Origin of the sequence: Deinococcus sp. KSM4-11, from assembly GCF_004801415.1 — a bacterium.
Lineage (GTDB): Bacteria > Deinococcota > Deinococci > Deinococcales > Deinococcaceae > Deinococcus.
This window is the reverse complement of the sequence record NZ_SSNX01000001.1, coordinates 1,408,504-1,421,094: the sequence shown is the minus strand read 5'-3', so window position 1 is coordinate 1,421,094 and position 12,591 is coordinate 1,408,504. Positions and strand designations below refer to the sequence as shown.

At 68.6% G+C, this 12,591-nt stretch carries 14 protein-coding genes; 7 read left to right on the top strand and 7 right to left on the bottom strand.

The window, feature by feature from the left end:
* Nucleotides 1–83: 83 nt before the first annotated feature.
* Genes E7T09_RS07085 through E7T09_RS07075 form a run of 3 tightly spaced genes read left to right on the top strand, consistent with a single transcriptional unit; the run spans nucleotide 84 to nucleotide 2,398 of the window.
* Nucleotides 84–1,139: an Mrp/NBP35 family ATP-binding protein gene (locus E7T09_RS07085; protein WP_136388368.1), complete on the top strand. Its 1,056-nt coding sequence runs from the start codon at nucleotides 84–86 to the stop codon at nucleotides 1,137–1,139.
* Complete coding sequence (locus E7T09_RS07080; RefSeq protein WP_136388367.1) at nucleotides 1,136–1,780, top strand: metalloregulator ArsR/SmtB family transcription factor; 645 nt, start codon at nucleotides 1,136–1,138, stop codon at nucleotides 1,778–1,780. The genes E7T09_RS07085 and E7T09_RS07080 overlap by 4 nt, the downstream gene beginning before the upstream one ends.
* 18 nt (nucleotides 1,781–1,798) lie before the next feature.
* Nucleotides 1,799–2,398, top strand: coding sequence for a 2'-5' RNA ligase family protein (locus E7T09_RS07075; RefSeq protein WP_136388366.1), 600 nt, complete (start codon nucleotides 1,799–1,801; stop codon nucleotides 2,396–2,398).
* An 81-nt stretch (nucleotides 2,399–2,479) separates the two neighbouring features.
* On the opposite strand, the gene E7T09_RS07070 is transcribed toward E7T09_RS07075, so the two are convergent.
* The 5 genes from E7T09_RS07070 to E7T09_RS07050 all read right to left on the bottom strand — a co-directional run bounded on the left by E7T09_RS07070 (nucleotide 2,480) and on the right by E7T09_RS07050 (nucleotide 7,247).
* Complete coding sequence (locus E7T09_RS07070) at nucleotides 2,480–3,568, bottom strand: bifunctional 3-deoxy-7-phosphoheptulonate synthase/chorismate mutase (protein ID WP_136388365.1); 1,089 nt, start codon at nucleotides 3,566–3,568, stop codon at nucleotides 2,480–2,482.
* Nucleotides 3,569–3,659: 91 nt separating this feature from the next.
* Nucleotides 3,660–4,073, bottom strand: a complete 414-nt coding sequence (locus E7T09_RS07065) for a globin (protein WP_136388364.1) — start codon at nucleotides 4,071–4,073, stop codon at nucleotides 3,660–3,662.
* Nucleotides 4,074–4,142: 69 nt separating this feature from the next.
* Nucleotides 4,143–4,916, bottom strand: coding sequence for an ABC transporter permease (locus E7T09_RS07060; protein WP_136388363.1), 774 nt, complete (start codon nucleotides 4,914–4,916; stop codon nucleotides 4,143–4,145).
* 67 nt (nucleotides 4,917–4,983) lie between these two features.
* Nucleotides 4,984–5,928 carry an ABC transporter ATP-binding protein gene (locus E7T09_RS07055; RefSeq protein ID WP_136388362.1) on the bottom strand — a complete coding sequence of 315 codons (945 nt, stop codon included), beginning with the start codon at nucleotides 5,926–5,928 and terminating at the stop codon, nucleotides 4,984–4,986.
* A gap of 458 nt (nucleotides 5,929–6,386) precedes the next feature.
* Nucleotides 6,387–7,247 carry a 1,4-dihydroxy-6-naphthoate synthase gene (locus E7T09_RS07050; RefSeq protein WP_136388361.1) on the bottom strand — a complete coding sequence of 287 codons (861 nt, stop codon included), beginning with the start codon at nucleotides 7,245–7,247 and terminating at the stop codon, nucleotides 6,387–6,389.
* A gap of 73 nt (nucleotides 7,248–7,320) precedes the next feature.
* Here E7T09_RS07050 and E7T09_RS07045 point away from each other — a divergent pair, with 73 nt between their 5' ends.
* Nucleotides 7,321–7,791 (top strand): DUF6174 domain-containing protein, encoded by a 471-nt coding sequence (locus tag E7T09_RS07045; RefSeq protein ID WP_136388360.1) that lies wholly within the window; start codon nucleotides 7,321–7,323, stop codon nucleotides 7,789–7,791.
* A gap of 43 nt (nucleotides 7,792–7,834) precedes the next feature.
* Nucleotides 7,835–8,353, top strand: coding sequence for a DUF6174 domain-containing protein (locus E7T09_RS07040; protein WP_136388359.1), 519 nt, complete (start codon nucleotides 7,835–7,837; stop codon nucleotides 8,351–8,353).
* Nucleotides 8,354–8,355: 2 nt separating this feature from the next.
* Here E7T09_RS07040 and E7T09_RS07035 read toward each other — a convergent pair whose 3' ends face one another.
* Entirely contained in the window at nucleotides 8,356–9,267 is a 912-nt protein-coding gene (locus tag E7T09_RS07035) for a bifunctional riboflavin kinase/FAD synthetase (RefSeq protein ID WP_136388358.1), read from the bottom strand.
* The gene (locus tag E7T09_RS07030; protein WP_136388357.1) at nucleotides 9,264–9,785 is read right to left on the bottom strand and encodes an NUDIX domain-containing protein; all 522 of its coding nucleotides are present in this window, start codon (nucleotides 9,783–9,785) and stop codon (nucleotides 9,264–9,266) included. Before E7T09_RS07030 ends, E7T09_RS07035 begins: the two co-directional genes overlap by 4 nt.
* A gap of 203 nt (nucleotides 9,786–9,988) precedes the next feature.
* Between E7T09_RS07030 and E7T09_RS07025 the strand changes: the two genes are divergently transcribed.
* Together E7T09_RS07025 and E7T09_RS07020 are read left to right on the top strand one after the other, a co-directional pair.
* Nucleotides 9,989–11,401, top strand: coding sequence for a mercuric reductase (locus E7T09_RS07025; RefSeq protein ID WP_136388356.1), 1,413 nt, complete (start codon nucleotides 9,989–9,991; stop codon nucleotides 11,399–11,401).
* A 52-nt stretch (nucleotides 11,402–11,453) separates the two neighbouring features.
* Complete coding sequence (locus E7T09_RS07020) at nucleotides 11,454–12,431, top strand: SDR family oxidoreductase (RefSeq protein WP_136388355.1); 978 nt, start codon at nucleotides 11,454–11,456, stop codon at nucleotides 12,429–12,431.
* The last annotated feature ends 160 nt before the right edge of the window (nucleotides 12,432–12,591 follow it).

Sequence of the window (12,591 nt, the reverse complement as noted above, 5' to 3'; positions counted from 1 at the left end):
GCCGGGTTCGCACACAGTCTGGCAAGGCCGTCTGTAACCCTGTGGCTTGCCGCGCCCCCGGCGATGCGGTACTAATGGCGGATATGCGTGAAGCCGTCCTGAGCGCCCTGGGCACCGTGAACGACCCCGAACTGCACCGTGACCTGGTGTCGCTGGGCATGATCGAGCGGGCCGATGTCGACGCCGACGGCGTGGCCCATGTGAAGGTGAACCTCACCACGCCCGCCTGCCCCCTGAAGGGCAAGATCGAGGGGGACGTGCGCGAGGCCGTGCAGCGCGTGCCCGGTGTGAATGGGGTCGTCGTGACCTTCGGCGCGATGGTGCGCGCTGCGGCCCAGCCGGCGCTGCCCGGCGTGAAGCACGTCATCCTGGTGGGCAGCGGCAAGGGCGGCGTGGGCAAGAGCAGCGTGGCCGTGAACATCGCCGCGAGCCTCGCCCGCGACGGTGCGCGCGTGGGCCTGCTCGATGCCGACGTGTACGGCCCCAGCGTGGCACACATGATGGGCCAGGGCGCCGCGAAGGTCACCGCCAACACGGAGCGCAAGATGCAGCCCCTGGACGCACACGGCCTGAAATTCCTGAGCATGGCGAACCTCTCACCCGCCGGTCAGGCGCTGGTGTGGCGCGGCCCGATGCTGCACTCGGCCATCCAGCAGTTCATCAAGGACGCCGCGTGGGGCGAGCTGGATTACCTGATCGTGGATCTGCCGCCGGGCACTGGCGACGTGCAGCTCTCCCTGACACAGACGGTGCAGGTCACGGGCGCCGTGATCGTGACCACACCGCAGGACGTCGCGCTGATCGACGCGGCGCGCGCCATCGACATGTTCCGCAAGGCCAGCGTGCCGGTGCTGGGCGTGGTGGAGAACATGAGTTACTTCGTCGCGCCCGATACCGGGCTCACCTACGACCTGTTCGGGCGGGGCGGCAGCCGCCGCCTGGGCGACCAGTTCCCGCTGCTGGGCGAGGTGCCCATCGACGTGGATCTGCGCGCCGATGCCGACCACGGCACGCCCGGTGTTCTCGCCCACCCGGACTCGGCCGCCTCGCAGGCGCTGGTGCAGGTCGCCCGTACCCTGGCCGGGCAGATCAGTGTGCGGTCGCTCGCCAGCCTGCCGGATCAGCTGACCGTCGTATGAGCGCCCTGCCCGCCCTGGGCACCCCCATGCCGGAACGCACCAAGTCCCGGCTGCTGGAACTCGTCAAACGCCACGGGCCGCTGACCGCCCAGGATCTCGCCCAGCGGCTGGACGTCAGTGTGCCCGCCGCGCGCCGCCACCTGGGCGACCTGCTGGATCAGGAACTGATCGTCTGCCGGACCGAGCGGCCCGGCGGGCGTGGTCGGCCCCAGCATGTCTTTACCCTCACCGAACGGGGTGAGGCCACCTTCCCGAAGTCCTATTCGACGCTGTGCGTGGACGTCCTGCGGCACATCGAGTCGCTGTTCGGCGGTGGCGCGGTGCTGCGCGTTCTGGACGCCCGGAATGTCGAGCTGGCGAGTCGCCTGAGCAGTGAATTGCCCACCCACCTGCCGCTGGGCGAGCGCGTGCGGGCCCTCGCGGCCCGCCTCGACGAGCAGGGCTTCGACACCCAGGTCGAGCAGGACGGCGACGCGTGGTACCTGGTGGAACGCAACTGCCCGAACCTGACGGTCGCCCGGCAGTACCCGCAGCTGTGCGAATCGGAACTCACCCTGTACCTGCAGGTGCTGGACGCGCCCGTGCAGCGCGACCGGCGGATTGCCTGTGGCCAGGGTGTGTGCCGGTACCGCATCGGCTGAGCCGTCCCACGACGAGCCATGACGACGACCCTGCCGGCCGCCATCGACGGAACCCGACCCCTGCATTCGGTGGTCGCGTGGCCGCCTGCGGCCCTGGACACCTGGATGCGGCGACTGCAGTCAGAACTGAACGTGTCGGGGTTCGGCACGCCCCACCTGAACCTGCGCGCTCCCTTTCAGACGCCGCTGGGTACCACGGAACTGGTCGGCAGTCTGCGCCAGGCCCTGCGGGATCAGCCTGCCTTCGACGTGCGGATCAAGGGCTGGAAACGGCTGCCCGGCGTGATCTTCCTGGAGTGCCAGCCGGATCCGGCCCTGCTGCGGCTGCATGACCTGATCCTGAGCGTGGGCCCCAGCACCCGCGCGCTCTACGACGGCCCGGACTACCGCCCACACCTGACGCTGGCCCTGGGCGTGCTGCCGTGGGGAGCCGATCAGCTGTGGGAGGCCGTCCAGGGCCGTATCCCGCCGCTGGGCGGGTTCACCGTGGAGGCCCTCAGCCTGACCCGTGAGGCGCGCGGCGAGGTGCAGGAACTGCATACCTTCCCCCTTCAGAGCATGCAGGATCCAGCTCCAGGCACGTCAGCCTCGGGCAGCGCAGAAGTCGTTCCGAGCTGAGGTCGGCGACCGGGGGATAACAGCCCGTCACGCAACGGCGCCACCCCCTGGACGGTGGGTGGCGCCGTGAAGAGAACGCTGTCAGACGGTCGCGGGCACCTTCAGCAGGCTGGAGAGCGCGGCGGCAAAGGCGTCGTACCCGGCGAAGTCGAGCTGCTGCTCGTTGTCGCTCAGGGCCGTGGCGGGGCTGGGGTGAACCTCGACGTGAATGCCGTCCGCGCCGACCGCCAGGGCCGCCTTCGCCAGCGGGATCAGCAGGTCACGGCGTCCGGCGGCGTGCGTGACGTCCACGATGACCGGCAGGTGCGTTTCCTGCTTGGCGAGCGCCACCGCCGACAGATCGAGGGTGTTGCGCGTCCACTTCTCGAAGGTGCGGATGCCGCGCTCGCACAGGATGACCTCGTTGTTACCCTCCGAGAGGATGTACTCGGCGGCGTACAGCCACTCCTCGATGGTGGCGCTCAGGCCGCGCTTGAGCAGCACGGGGCGGCGGGCGCGGCCCACCTCGCGCAGCAGGGCGAAGTTGTGCATGTTCCGCGCGCCCACCTGCAGGATGTCGGCGTACTCCGCGACGATCTCCACGTCCCGCGTGTCCATGACTTCCGTGATGAACAGCATTCCGTGTTCCTTCGCGACGCGGTTGCCGATGATCAGGCCATCGACGCCCATGCCCTGGAAGCCGTAGGGGCTGCTGCGGGGCTTGTACGCACCGCCGCGCAGGATCTTGATGCCCCGCGCCGCGAGAAACGCCCCGGTCTGCTCCATCTGTTCCTCGGACTCGATCGAGCAGGGCCCGGCGATGACGATGGGGGCCTCACCGCCGCCGATCCGCACGCCGTCGATGTCGAGCACGGTGTCGTCACTCTTGACCTTGCGGGAGACTAGCAGCTGCTTTTTGTCGTTGGATTCCTCCAGGGCTAGGCTGGCCTTGAAGATCTCCTTAAAGATCGCCTTGACGGCCGCGCCCGTGAACGGGCCGGGGTTCAGGGATTCGATTTCCTTGAGCTGCTTGTCCTCCCGGGCCGGGTCGTAGTGGTTCGGGCGGCCCTCCTGGGTCTTGGCGTGGCCGATCTGCGCGACGACCTCGCCGCGGCGGGACAGCAGGGTGAGGAGCTCGCGGTTGATCTGATCGACCTCACTGCGCAGGTCATCGATACTGGGTTGGGTCATGCTGCGCAGTTTAATTAAGCGCTCTGTGCGCGGCATCCACCGTACTAGTCAAATGGAAAGAGTTGTCCATGTGCGCCAGCGCAGGAGGTGTTTACCTCTCGGTCGCGGTGTCCGGGGTATTGACCATGTGGGCGGCCACGCGCGCCAGCGCCGCGTACAGTTCCTGCGCTTCGGCCTGGGCAATCTGATGGGTGTCGGCCAGGGCGGCCGACATGCACGCCAGCCAGGCCTTCGCACGGCGGGGCGTGATCTCGTGTGGAAGGTGCCGGGCCCGCAGCATGGGGTTCCCGAAGCGCTGGTGGTACAGCGGCGGCCCCCCCAGGAAGCCCGTCAGGAACGCGACCTGTTTCTCGGCGGTGAGGCCCAGGTCGGCCGGGAAGATCGGCGCGAGATCCGCATCGGCCGCTACCCGGCGGTAGAAGGCCCCCACCAGCGCCGCCAGGGCGTCCGGCCCGATCCGGTCGTACAGGCTGCCGCCCTCGGTCAGGTTCATGGGCGCGGTCATGGCCTCAGGCTACCGTCGGGGCCACAGCGAAAGGGAGGACACGTGGCCCTCCCTGGTTCGCCCAGCAGCTCAGACGTCGCGGCGGTCGAAGGCGAAGATGCTCATCAGGCCGAAGCCCAGCGTGTAGATCAGCAGCAGGATCAACGGCTGCGCGATGTCGCCCTGCTGCGCGTAGACGCCCAGATGGGAGGTCAGCAGGATGCGCTGGATGGTCTCCGGGAACACGACCAGCAGGCGCATCAGGATCAGCGTGGCGAAGGTCGCCAGGGCCGCCGCCGCCGTGTTCAGGTACAGCACGCCGTACAGCAGGGACAGCGCCGCGATGGGCATCAGGGCCACGCCCGCCAGGGCGGTGCCGCGTACCACCTCGGCGAAGGCCGCGCCACCCGACAGTTGCCCCACACCCACGAACAGCCCTGGCCCCAGGCCGGTGCCACCCAGGAAGGTGCCGAAGCCCAGCGGAATGCCCGCCAGCAGCGACCCGGCGACCGTGGTGATCAGCAGCAAGAAGGGGTAGGTCAGGGCCACGATCAGCTTGCTGGCAATGACCTTGGTGCGGTCCACCGGCCGCAGCAGCAGCGGGGCCAGGGTGCCCTGCGAGACCTCCGAACCGATCATCTCGGCCACCGTCAGCGCGATGAACAGCGGCAGCAGGTACTGGATGGTCACGCCGATGCTCACGGCCGGGAGCTGCCACCCGCTGATCAGGTTCACGCGGATCAGGGTGTTCAGGCGCGGCGCGAAGGCCCACACCAGCGGCAGCAGGAACGTGACCAGCAGCGCCAGTTTCACGCTGCGTGCCCCAAACAGTTTGCGGTACTCCAACATCAGCAGGGTCAGCATGGGCGGCCTCCAGGCACGGAATCAGCGGGGCCAGCACACGGCGCAGCCTCATGGGATACGGGCATCATCAGGCTTGCTCCACGCGTTCGCGGTAGTACTCGTACAGGTCGAAATGATCCGGGCTCGCCTCGAACACCCGGATGCCCTCGGCACCCAGGTGAGCCAGGGCGTCGGGCACGCGGGATTCGCCGCCCAGGTGCGCGATCGCGTACGGCGTGCGCGTACTGACCTTGCGCACGAAGGGCAAGCGCTCCAGCACGGCCGCCGCCGCGACCGGATCATCGACCCGGAAGCGGTACGCCGCCTGCCTGGCCCGCAGATCCACGGTATCGACCAGCCGGCCACCGGTCAGGATGCCCACCGTATGCGCGTACGTCGCGATTTCCCGCAGGTGGTGCGTGCTGAGGATCACCGCGCAGCCGCTGGTCGCCAGGCTGGTCACGATCCGGTGGATCAGGCCGATGCCCAGCGGATCCAGGCCGCTGGTCGGCTCGTCGAGGATCAGCACCTTCGGCTCGGCCAGGATCGCGCTCGCCACGCCCAGCCGCTGGCGCTGGCCCAGCGAGTACTCCTGCACCTTGCGGTCGGCCATGCGCGTGAGTTCCAGCAGCGCCATGACCTCACGCAAGCGCTCGCGCCCTATCCGGCGGCCTCCCGGCGCCATGGTGGACAGGTTCGCGTGCACCTGCAGGTTCTGCGTGCCGGTCAGCTGCGGGTAGAACTTCGCGGGAGCCTCCACCACCGCCCCCAGGTATGCGCGGGCGCGCGAGCCGTCCGAGTGCACATCGCGGCCCAGCAGGCGCACCTCGCCGTCGGTGGGGAAGGCCAGGCCGGTCATGGTGCGGATCAAGGTGGTTTTCCCCGCACCGTTCGGGCCGGTCAGGGCGTACACCTCACCCGCCCGGACGATCATATGGACATCCTCGAGAACTGCGGTGGATCCGTACCTCTTGTACAGGCCGCGCACCTCTACGGCTGGAATTGCCGGTGCACCTGGTTTCGTCGCCGTCACCCGCCAAGCCTATCCTAGGAAAGTCCACTAAGTTCTTACAATTTTCACGCCGACCACGCGGAGCGAAGCGACTGGACGGGGATTGCACCGGTGTTCATCTGTGCACTCTTGTTGCGATCCGGATGGCATTCCAGCTTCTCTGAAGATCCACTCATCTCCTCGACATGCCGCTCATCCGCCCATGTTCAGGGGAATTACCGTCCGGTGTTGGAGCACGCGGAACGTCTGCCGTCCGGCGGCGCGCCAGACAGACAAGGGGTGGTGGAGGGGACAACAGGGTTCCAGACGAATACGCCCTCTGACCGAGGACAGAAACACTCGGAAGGGTATGGAGCCCAATTGAACGGCCTGACCTTGATCCGCCGGACGCTCCGAAGGTAGGGCGGGCGCTGGGCGAGTCATGGGAACCGTTCCATCCGTTCACCGTCAACGGAGCCGGGCGGGGTGAGTGACCGCTGTCAGACGTCTACGAAGAGCGGCTGTTCACCCGGACGAACCGCACCCAGACTGGCCGCGCGGCGGTACAGCTCCTGCACCGCCCGTTCCCCCTCGTCGCCCACATCCAGACTGAACTCGTTTACGTACAGGTCGATATGCGCCTGCATGACCGCGTCCGACATCTCCAGCGCGTGCTGCCGGATGTACGTCCGGGCCGCGTCCGGATGCGCGTACGCATAGTCCAGGCTGGCCCGCACGGCCGCGTTCAGACCCCGTTGGGTGTCGAGGGGCAGGTCACGCCGCACCAGGATTGCGCCCAGGGGCAGGGGCAGGCCGGTGTCCTGTTCCCACCACTGGCCCAGGTCAAGGCGCTTCGTCAGGCCGTAGTTCTGGAAGGTGAAGCGCGACTCGTGGATGATCAGCCCGGCGTCCACACCCTGACCCTGATATTCGCCGCGCTGCACGGCCGGCATGACCTCGTCGTAGCGCATCCTGACGACCTCGACCTGAGGAAAGACCATCCGCAGCAGCAGCTCGGCGGTGGTCAGCGCGCCGGGCGACGCCACCACCTTTCCATTCAGGTCGTCCACGCTCCCGCGGGTGACGATCAGCGGCCCCACCCCCCGGCCCAGTGCCCCGCCCGCCCGCAGGGCCACGTACTGCTCCATCACCTCGAAGTACGCGCGGTAACTGATCTTCGTCATGGGCAGGCGGCCCTGGACGGCCCACTCGTTCAGCGTCTGCACGTCCTCCAGCACCTCGCGCACCGGCAGAGGCCCCCGCACCAGCCCGGCGTGCAGCGCGTGGAAGATGAAGGTATCGTTCGGGCAGAAGGAATACCCGAGTTCCAGGGTATCGGGCAGGGTGGAGGAGGACGTCATGCCCCGAGCGTAGCGCCGGGGTGCGCACACCATTGCAGCGCCACGCCACGTTCCCGCTGCGTACCATGGAGCTATGCGCCCTTACCTGCCCTTGATCGTCTGCGCGGCGCTCGGCCTGGCAGGGTGCGGCCTGCCGACGTCGGCGAAGTGCGTGGCCGGATACGTGCGGTCCGATACGGTGGCCCTGACCCGCGACCTGAACGCCGCGCGGGTGCGCTGGCAGGCGGCGGGAACGGCGAACTATACGTACGTCATGCAGTACACCGGGTTTGCGCCGGTGCAGCTCCTCACCGTGACGATCCAGGCCGGGCAGGTCACGGCCGTCATCCCGGATGGCATTCAGAGTCTCGGCACCGTCGAGGACATGTTCGCCCGCGTCGCTCAGCAGATTGACGGCGTGAAGACGACGGACTGCCTGACGGTGAGCGCCACCTACGATCCGGCGGACGGGCATCCCTCTAGCCTGGCGTGGGCCATCGAGCAGCAGGCCATCGCGGACGGCTTTGGCGGCTGGCGCCTCACCGGGTTCACGCCGCAGCCCTGAGCGCCTCAGCGGAGCGTCAGACGCGCCCGGTACGCTGACCCACATGTCACGCCGATTCGCTGCTGCGCTGCTGGCCCTCGCCACCCTGAGCGTCACCCCCGCCCACGCCGGAGGTGGCGGCGCTCCCGTCCTGCCGCGTGCCTGCCGCGACGGTTATGTCCGCCCCGACTTCGCGGCCCTGACCCGGCAGCTCCAGGCCGCCCAGGCCCGCTGGACGGCCGCCGCGGTTCGCGACTACACCTACGACGTGCACCAGATTGCCGCGCCCGTGCTGTTCCCCGACACGCGCGTGACCGTCCGGGCAGGCCGCGCCGTGGCGACCGCGATCCTGCCCGGCCAGGAAGGCGCACCCAACCCGCTGGCCCTCAAGACCATCGAGGCGCGCTTCGACGACCTCGCCCGGACGCTGGCCGCGCGGCGGATGACGCCCTGCCCCGAGGTGCGGATCAGCTTCGATCCGCGCCTCGGCTACCCGACGCACCTGTACAGCGGCATGGGTGACGCCGGGATCATGGACGGCTTCGGCGAGTGGACGCTGACGAAGTTCAAATCCAGCCGCTGACCCTAGCGCACGTCCTTCAGCGCGTCCCTGGCCGCTTGGGCATCCCGCGCGATCTGGGCCTTCAGTTCGTCCAGTCCACCGAACTTCTGCTCACCGCGCAGGTACTGGAAGAACTTGACCTGCAACTCCTGCCCGTACAGGTCGCCGTTGAAGTCGAAGACGTTCACCTCGAAGCGGCGCGCCTTGCCGTTCACGGTCGGGCGGAAGCCCACGTTCGCCACGCCATGCCAGCGGCCCCCTCGCGGCAGGGACGGATCACCGATCACCACCACTGCGAACACGCCCAGCGGCAGCGCCTTGCCGTCCGGCACGCTGATGTTGGCCGTGGGGAAGCCGATGGTGCGGCCCAGCCGGTCGCCCTGCACGACCACACCCTGCGCGTCGTAGTGGCGGCCCAGCAGCCGCTGCGCGCCCGCCACGTCACCCTCCTTGAGGTACTCGCGGATCCGGGTGCTCTTGATGTCCTCACCGCCCAGCTGGTGCATGGGCAATGTCACGACCTCGGGGGCGACCAGCCGCAGGTCGTCCACGCCCCCGGCCCGGCCCCGGCCGAAATGGAAATCCTCGCCCACCACAACCGTGCGGGGTCGCAGCGTGCGCAGGTCGTCCAGGAAGGCGTCTTTCGGCCGCGCCGCGAACTCTGTCGTGAAGGGCACGGCCACCACCTCATCCACGCCGTACCGGGCCAGCAGATCCAGTTTCTCCGGCAGGGTCGAGAGGAACTCCACGCCCTGCATCAGCACACGCGTGGGAGGATCAAAGGTGTACACCACGCTCGGCACGCGGTGCTGACGCGCCTTCGCCTTGAGCTGCGCGATCAGTGCCTGGTGCCCCAGGTGCACGCCGTCGAAGGAGCCCACCGCCACGACCGTCTCCGTGTCCGGCCGCTGGGCAGGGGAGACGTAGGTCTTCATCGTCCAGTGTCCATCGGCGCAGCCCTCAGCAGGCCGTACAGCGCCGCCGTGACGGTGGACGCGCTGCCCACCAGCGTGCCGCTCCGCAGGCCGTCCAGCACCGCCTGGGGCTTCATCCACAGCACCTCGATGTCCTCGTCGTCGTCGTGCGGCAGCTTGCTCTCGCGCAGGTTCGTGGCGTGGAAGACCGTCAGGGCCTCGTCGCAGAAGCCGGGGCTGGCGTAGAAGTGCGTGAGCATCTCCATGTCGCCGTCCAGCCCCGCTTCCTCCTGAAGTTCCCGGCGGGCGGCCGCCGCGGCGTCCTCGCCCGCGTCCACCAGACCGGCCGGGGCCTCCACCGTGAAGGCGCCGACCGCCCGCCGTTCCTGCCGTACCAGCAGCATCTCGCCCGCGTCGTTCAGGGCCAGCACGGCCACGGCGTCGGCATGCCGCACGATCTCCCACTTGCCGTCCAGCAATTCCAGCCGCACGATGTGCCCGTCGTAGATGACCTTCGTCCTGGTGTCCGCGTCGCTCATGACCCGACTGTAGAGGGTCTGGGCGATCCATGGACGTGAACCGGGCTGTCCTGAGCTTCCAGGTGGCACGATTGAACTCCGGTGAGTCCGCGCCCGTAGCCCTGGAGAGGGAGCGTGGGACGGATCACCTCCGCTCCCCTGTGCTCCGGAGGCTGACATGAACCCCATCCACCACATTCCTGCCATCGCCCGGATCGCCGCCCATGTCTGAGAAGGCCAGTCCCATGAAGTCCAGCGCCATCGTCATCGGGGCCGGGCAGGCGGGCGGCCCGCTGGCCGGAGCGCTCGCCCGCGCAGGCTGGCAGGTGACCCTGATCGAACGCGAGCACGTCGGCGGCACCTGCGTGAACGAGGGCTGCACCCCCACGAAAACCATGATCGCCAGCGCCCGCTCCGCGCACCTGGCCCGCTCGTCCGCCGACCTGGGCGTGATGGCCGACGTGACCGTGGATCTGGGCCGGATCGTGGATCGCACCCAGCGCATCGTGACGGAGTTCCGCGAGGGCAGCGAGGCGGGCCTGCGCCGGGCCGGAGTCACGCTGCTGCGCGGCGACGCACGCTTCACGGGCACGCGGCAGGTCGAGGTTACGCTGGACGGGGGCGGCACCCAGACCCTGAGGGCGGGGCATGTGTTCATCAATGCCGGTGCCCGCCCCCGCTGGCCCGACCTGCCCGGCGTTCGGGACGTCGGCGCGCTGACCTCGAAGGACATCCTGCTGCTGCGAGTGCTCCCCACCCACCTGCTGATCCTGGGCGGCGGGTACATCAGCCTGGAATTTGCGCAACTGTACGCCCGCCTGGGCAGCCGCGTGACCGTGGTCGAGAACGGCGCCCGCCTGCTGCCCCGCGAGGACGAGGACGTGGTGGAGGCGCTGAAAACCGCGCTGGAAGGCGAGGGCGTGACCTTCCATCTCGGCACCAGGGCCCGTCAGGTCGCCCGCCACGGCGCGGAGGTCGTGCTGGATGTCACCAGTCCTGACGGCAGCGAGGTCAGCGTGACCGCCTCGCACCTGCTCGTCGCTGTGGGCCGCACGCCGAATACAGGCACGTTGAACGTGGAGGCCGCCGGCGCGGCCCTCGACCGGCACGGGTTCATCGTCGTGGACGAGCACCTCAGGGCGGCCGATGGCGTCTACGTTCTGGGCGACATCAAGGGCGGCCCCGCCTTCACTCACATCTCCTACGACGACCACCGGATTGTCCGGGACGCACTGCTGCACGGCCAGCAGCGCAGCACCAGGAACCGGATCGTGCCGTACACGCTGTTTACCGATCCGCAACTCGCCCGCGTCGGCCTCGACCGGCAGCAGGCCCGCACGCTGGGCCGCGCCACCCGTATCTATACCCTCCCGATGACCAGCGTGGCCCGCGCCATCGAGACCGGTCAAACGGCTGGCCTGATGCGCGCCGTGGTGGACGACGCCAGCGACCTGCTGCTCGGCGCGACCGTTCTGGGGCCGGAAGGCGGCGAGATCATGGGGGCGCTGCAACTCGCCCTGCAGGGCGGCCTGAGCGCCAGTGCCCTGCGGAACACCACCTTCGCGCACCCGACCCTGTGCGAGAGCATCAACAACCTGTTCATGGGTACGCCTGAATCCCTCAGCGGCACCGACTGAGGCGGGCACCCCGGCGCTAGAGTGGCGACAGACCACTTCCCGGAGGGAACACATGAAAGTCCTGTTCATTGGCGGCACCGGCATCATCTCCAGCGCCAGCACCCAGCTCGCCTTAGGGCGGGGCGTGGAACTGTACCTGCTGAACCGTGGCGAATCCTCCCGCCCCACCCCAGAGGGTGCGCACGTCCTGCACGGCGACATCCGCGACCCTGCCAGCGTCATGGCGGCGCTGGCCGATCACGACTTCGACGCGGTCGTCGACTGGGTGGCCTTCACCCCGGAGCACATCGAAACCGACCTGAAGCTTTTCACGGGCCGCACCCGGCAGTACGTCTTCATTTCGTCGGCCAGCGCGTACCAGACGCCACCGCAGACCCTGCCCGTCACCGAGAGCACGCCGCTGCGCAACCCGTTCTGGCCATACTCCCGGAACAAGATCGCTTGCGAAGACCGCCTGCTGCGCGCCTACCGCGACGATGGTTTCCCCGTGACCATCATCCGGCCCTCGCACACCTACGACCGCACGCTGCTTCCCTTCGACGGCGGATACACCGTCGTGAACCGCATGCGGCAGGGCAAACCTGTCGTCGTCCACGGCGACGGTACGTCCCTGTGGACGCTCACGCACCACGCCGATTTCGCCAAGGGCTTCGTGCCGCTCCTCGGGCATCCGGCCGCCATCGGCGAGACGTACCACATCACCGGCGATGAGTGGCTTCCCTGGAACGCCATCTACCACACCGTCGCCCAGGCGGCCGGCGTCACCGCCGACCTCGTCCACATTCCCAGCGACGCCATCGCCGCCGCCGACCCCGACTGGGGTGCGGGCCTGCTGGGCGACAAGGCGCATTCCATGATCTTCGACAACAGCAAGATCAAACGCATCGTGCCGGAATTCATGTGCACCATTCCCTTCTGGCAGGGCGCGCAGGAGATCATGGCGTGGTACGACGCCGACCCTTCCCGGCAGCGGGTGGATGAGGGAATGGACGCGACGATGGACTCGCTGATTGCGCGGTATCGCGGCTGAGTAGCTCCACCCCCAACCCCCTACCCCAAAGGGGCAGGGGGAGTAGCGCTGCGCTGGGCATGTGGTCGCTGTTGTCATCCGGCTGGCCCCGTGGCGGCCTCGTTTCCGTGGGGCGTCTTCGCCCTTTGCGTTCACGCCGTCACTGCCCGCGCGCTGCGCG

Excerpts from the sequence above, each read along its gene's own strand:
- E7T09_RS07060 (WP_136388363.1), bottom strand. The coding sequence starts at position 4,916 with ATGCTGACCCTGCTGATGTTGGAGTACCGCAAACTGTTTGGGGCACGC.
- E7T09_RS07020 (WP_136388355.1), top strand. The coding sequence starts at position 11,454 with ATGAAAGTCCTGTTCATTGGCGGCACCGGCATCATCTCCAGCGCCAGC.
- E7T09_RS07080 (WP_136388367.1), top strand. The coding sequence starts at position 1,136 with ATGAGCGCCCTGCCCGCCCTGGGCACCCCCATGCCGGAACGCACCAAG.
- E7T09_RS07070 (WP_136388365.1), bottom strand. The coding sequence starts at position 3,568 with ATGACCCAACCCAGTATCGATGACCTGCGCAGTGAGGTCGATCAGATC.
- E7T09_RS07040 (WP_136388359.1), top strand. The coding sequence starts at position 7,835 with ATGTCACGCCGATTCGCTGCTGCGCTGCTGGCCCTCGCCACCCTGAGC.
- E7T09_RS07025 (WP_136388356.1), top strand. The coding sequence starts at position 9,989 with ATGTCTGAGAAGGCCAGTCCCATGAAGTCCAGCGCCATCGTCATCGGG.
- E7T09_RS07065 (WP_136388364.1), bottom strand. The coding sequence starts at position 4,073 with ATGACCGCGCCCATGAACCTGACCGAGGGCGGCAGCCTGTACGACCGG.
- E7T09_RS07085 (WP_136388368.1), top strand. The coding sequence starts at position 84 with ATGCGTGAAGCCGTCCTGAGCGCCCTGGGCACCGTGAACGACCCCGAA.
- E7T09_RS07035 (WP_136388358.1), bottom strand. The coding sequence starts at position 9,267 with ATGAAGACCTACGTCTCCCCTGCCCAGCGGCCGGACACGGAGACGGTC.
- E7T09_RS07075 (WP_136388366.1), top strand. The coding sequence starts at position 1,799 with ATGACGACGACCCTGCCGGCCGCCATCGACGGAACCCGACCCCTGCAT.
- E7T09_RS07030 (WP_136388357.1), bottom strand. The coding sequence starts at position 9,785 with ATGAGCGACGCGGACACCAGGACGAAGGTCATCTACGACGGGCACATC.
- E7T09_RS07050 (WP_136388361.1), bottom strand. The coding sequence starts at position 7,247 with ATGACGTCCTCCTCCACCCTGCCCGATACCCTGGAACTCGGGTATTCC.
- E7T09_RS07045 (WP_136388360.1), top strand. The coding sequence starts at position 7,321 with ATGCGCCCTTACCTGCCCTTGATCGTCTGCGCGGCGCTCGGCCTGGCA.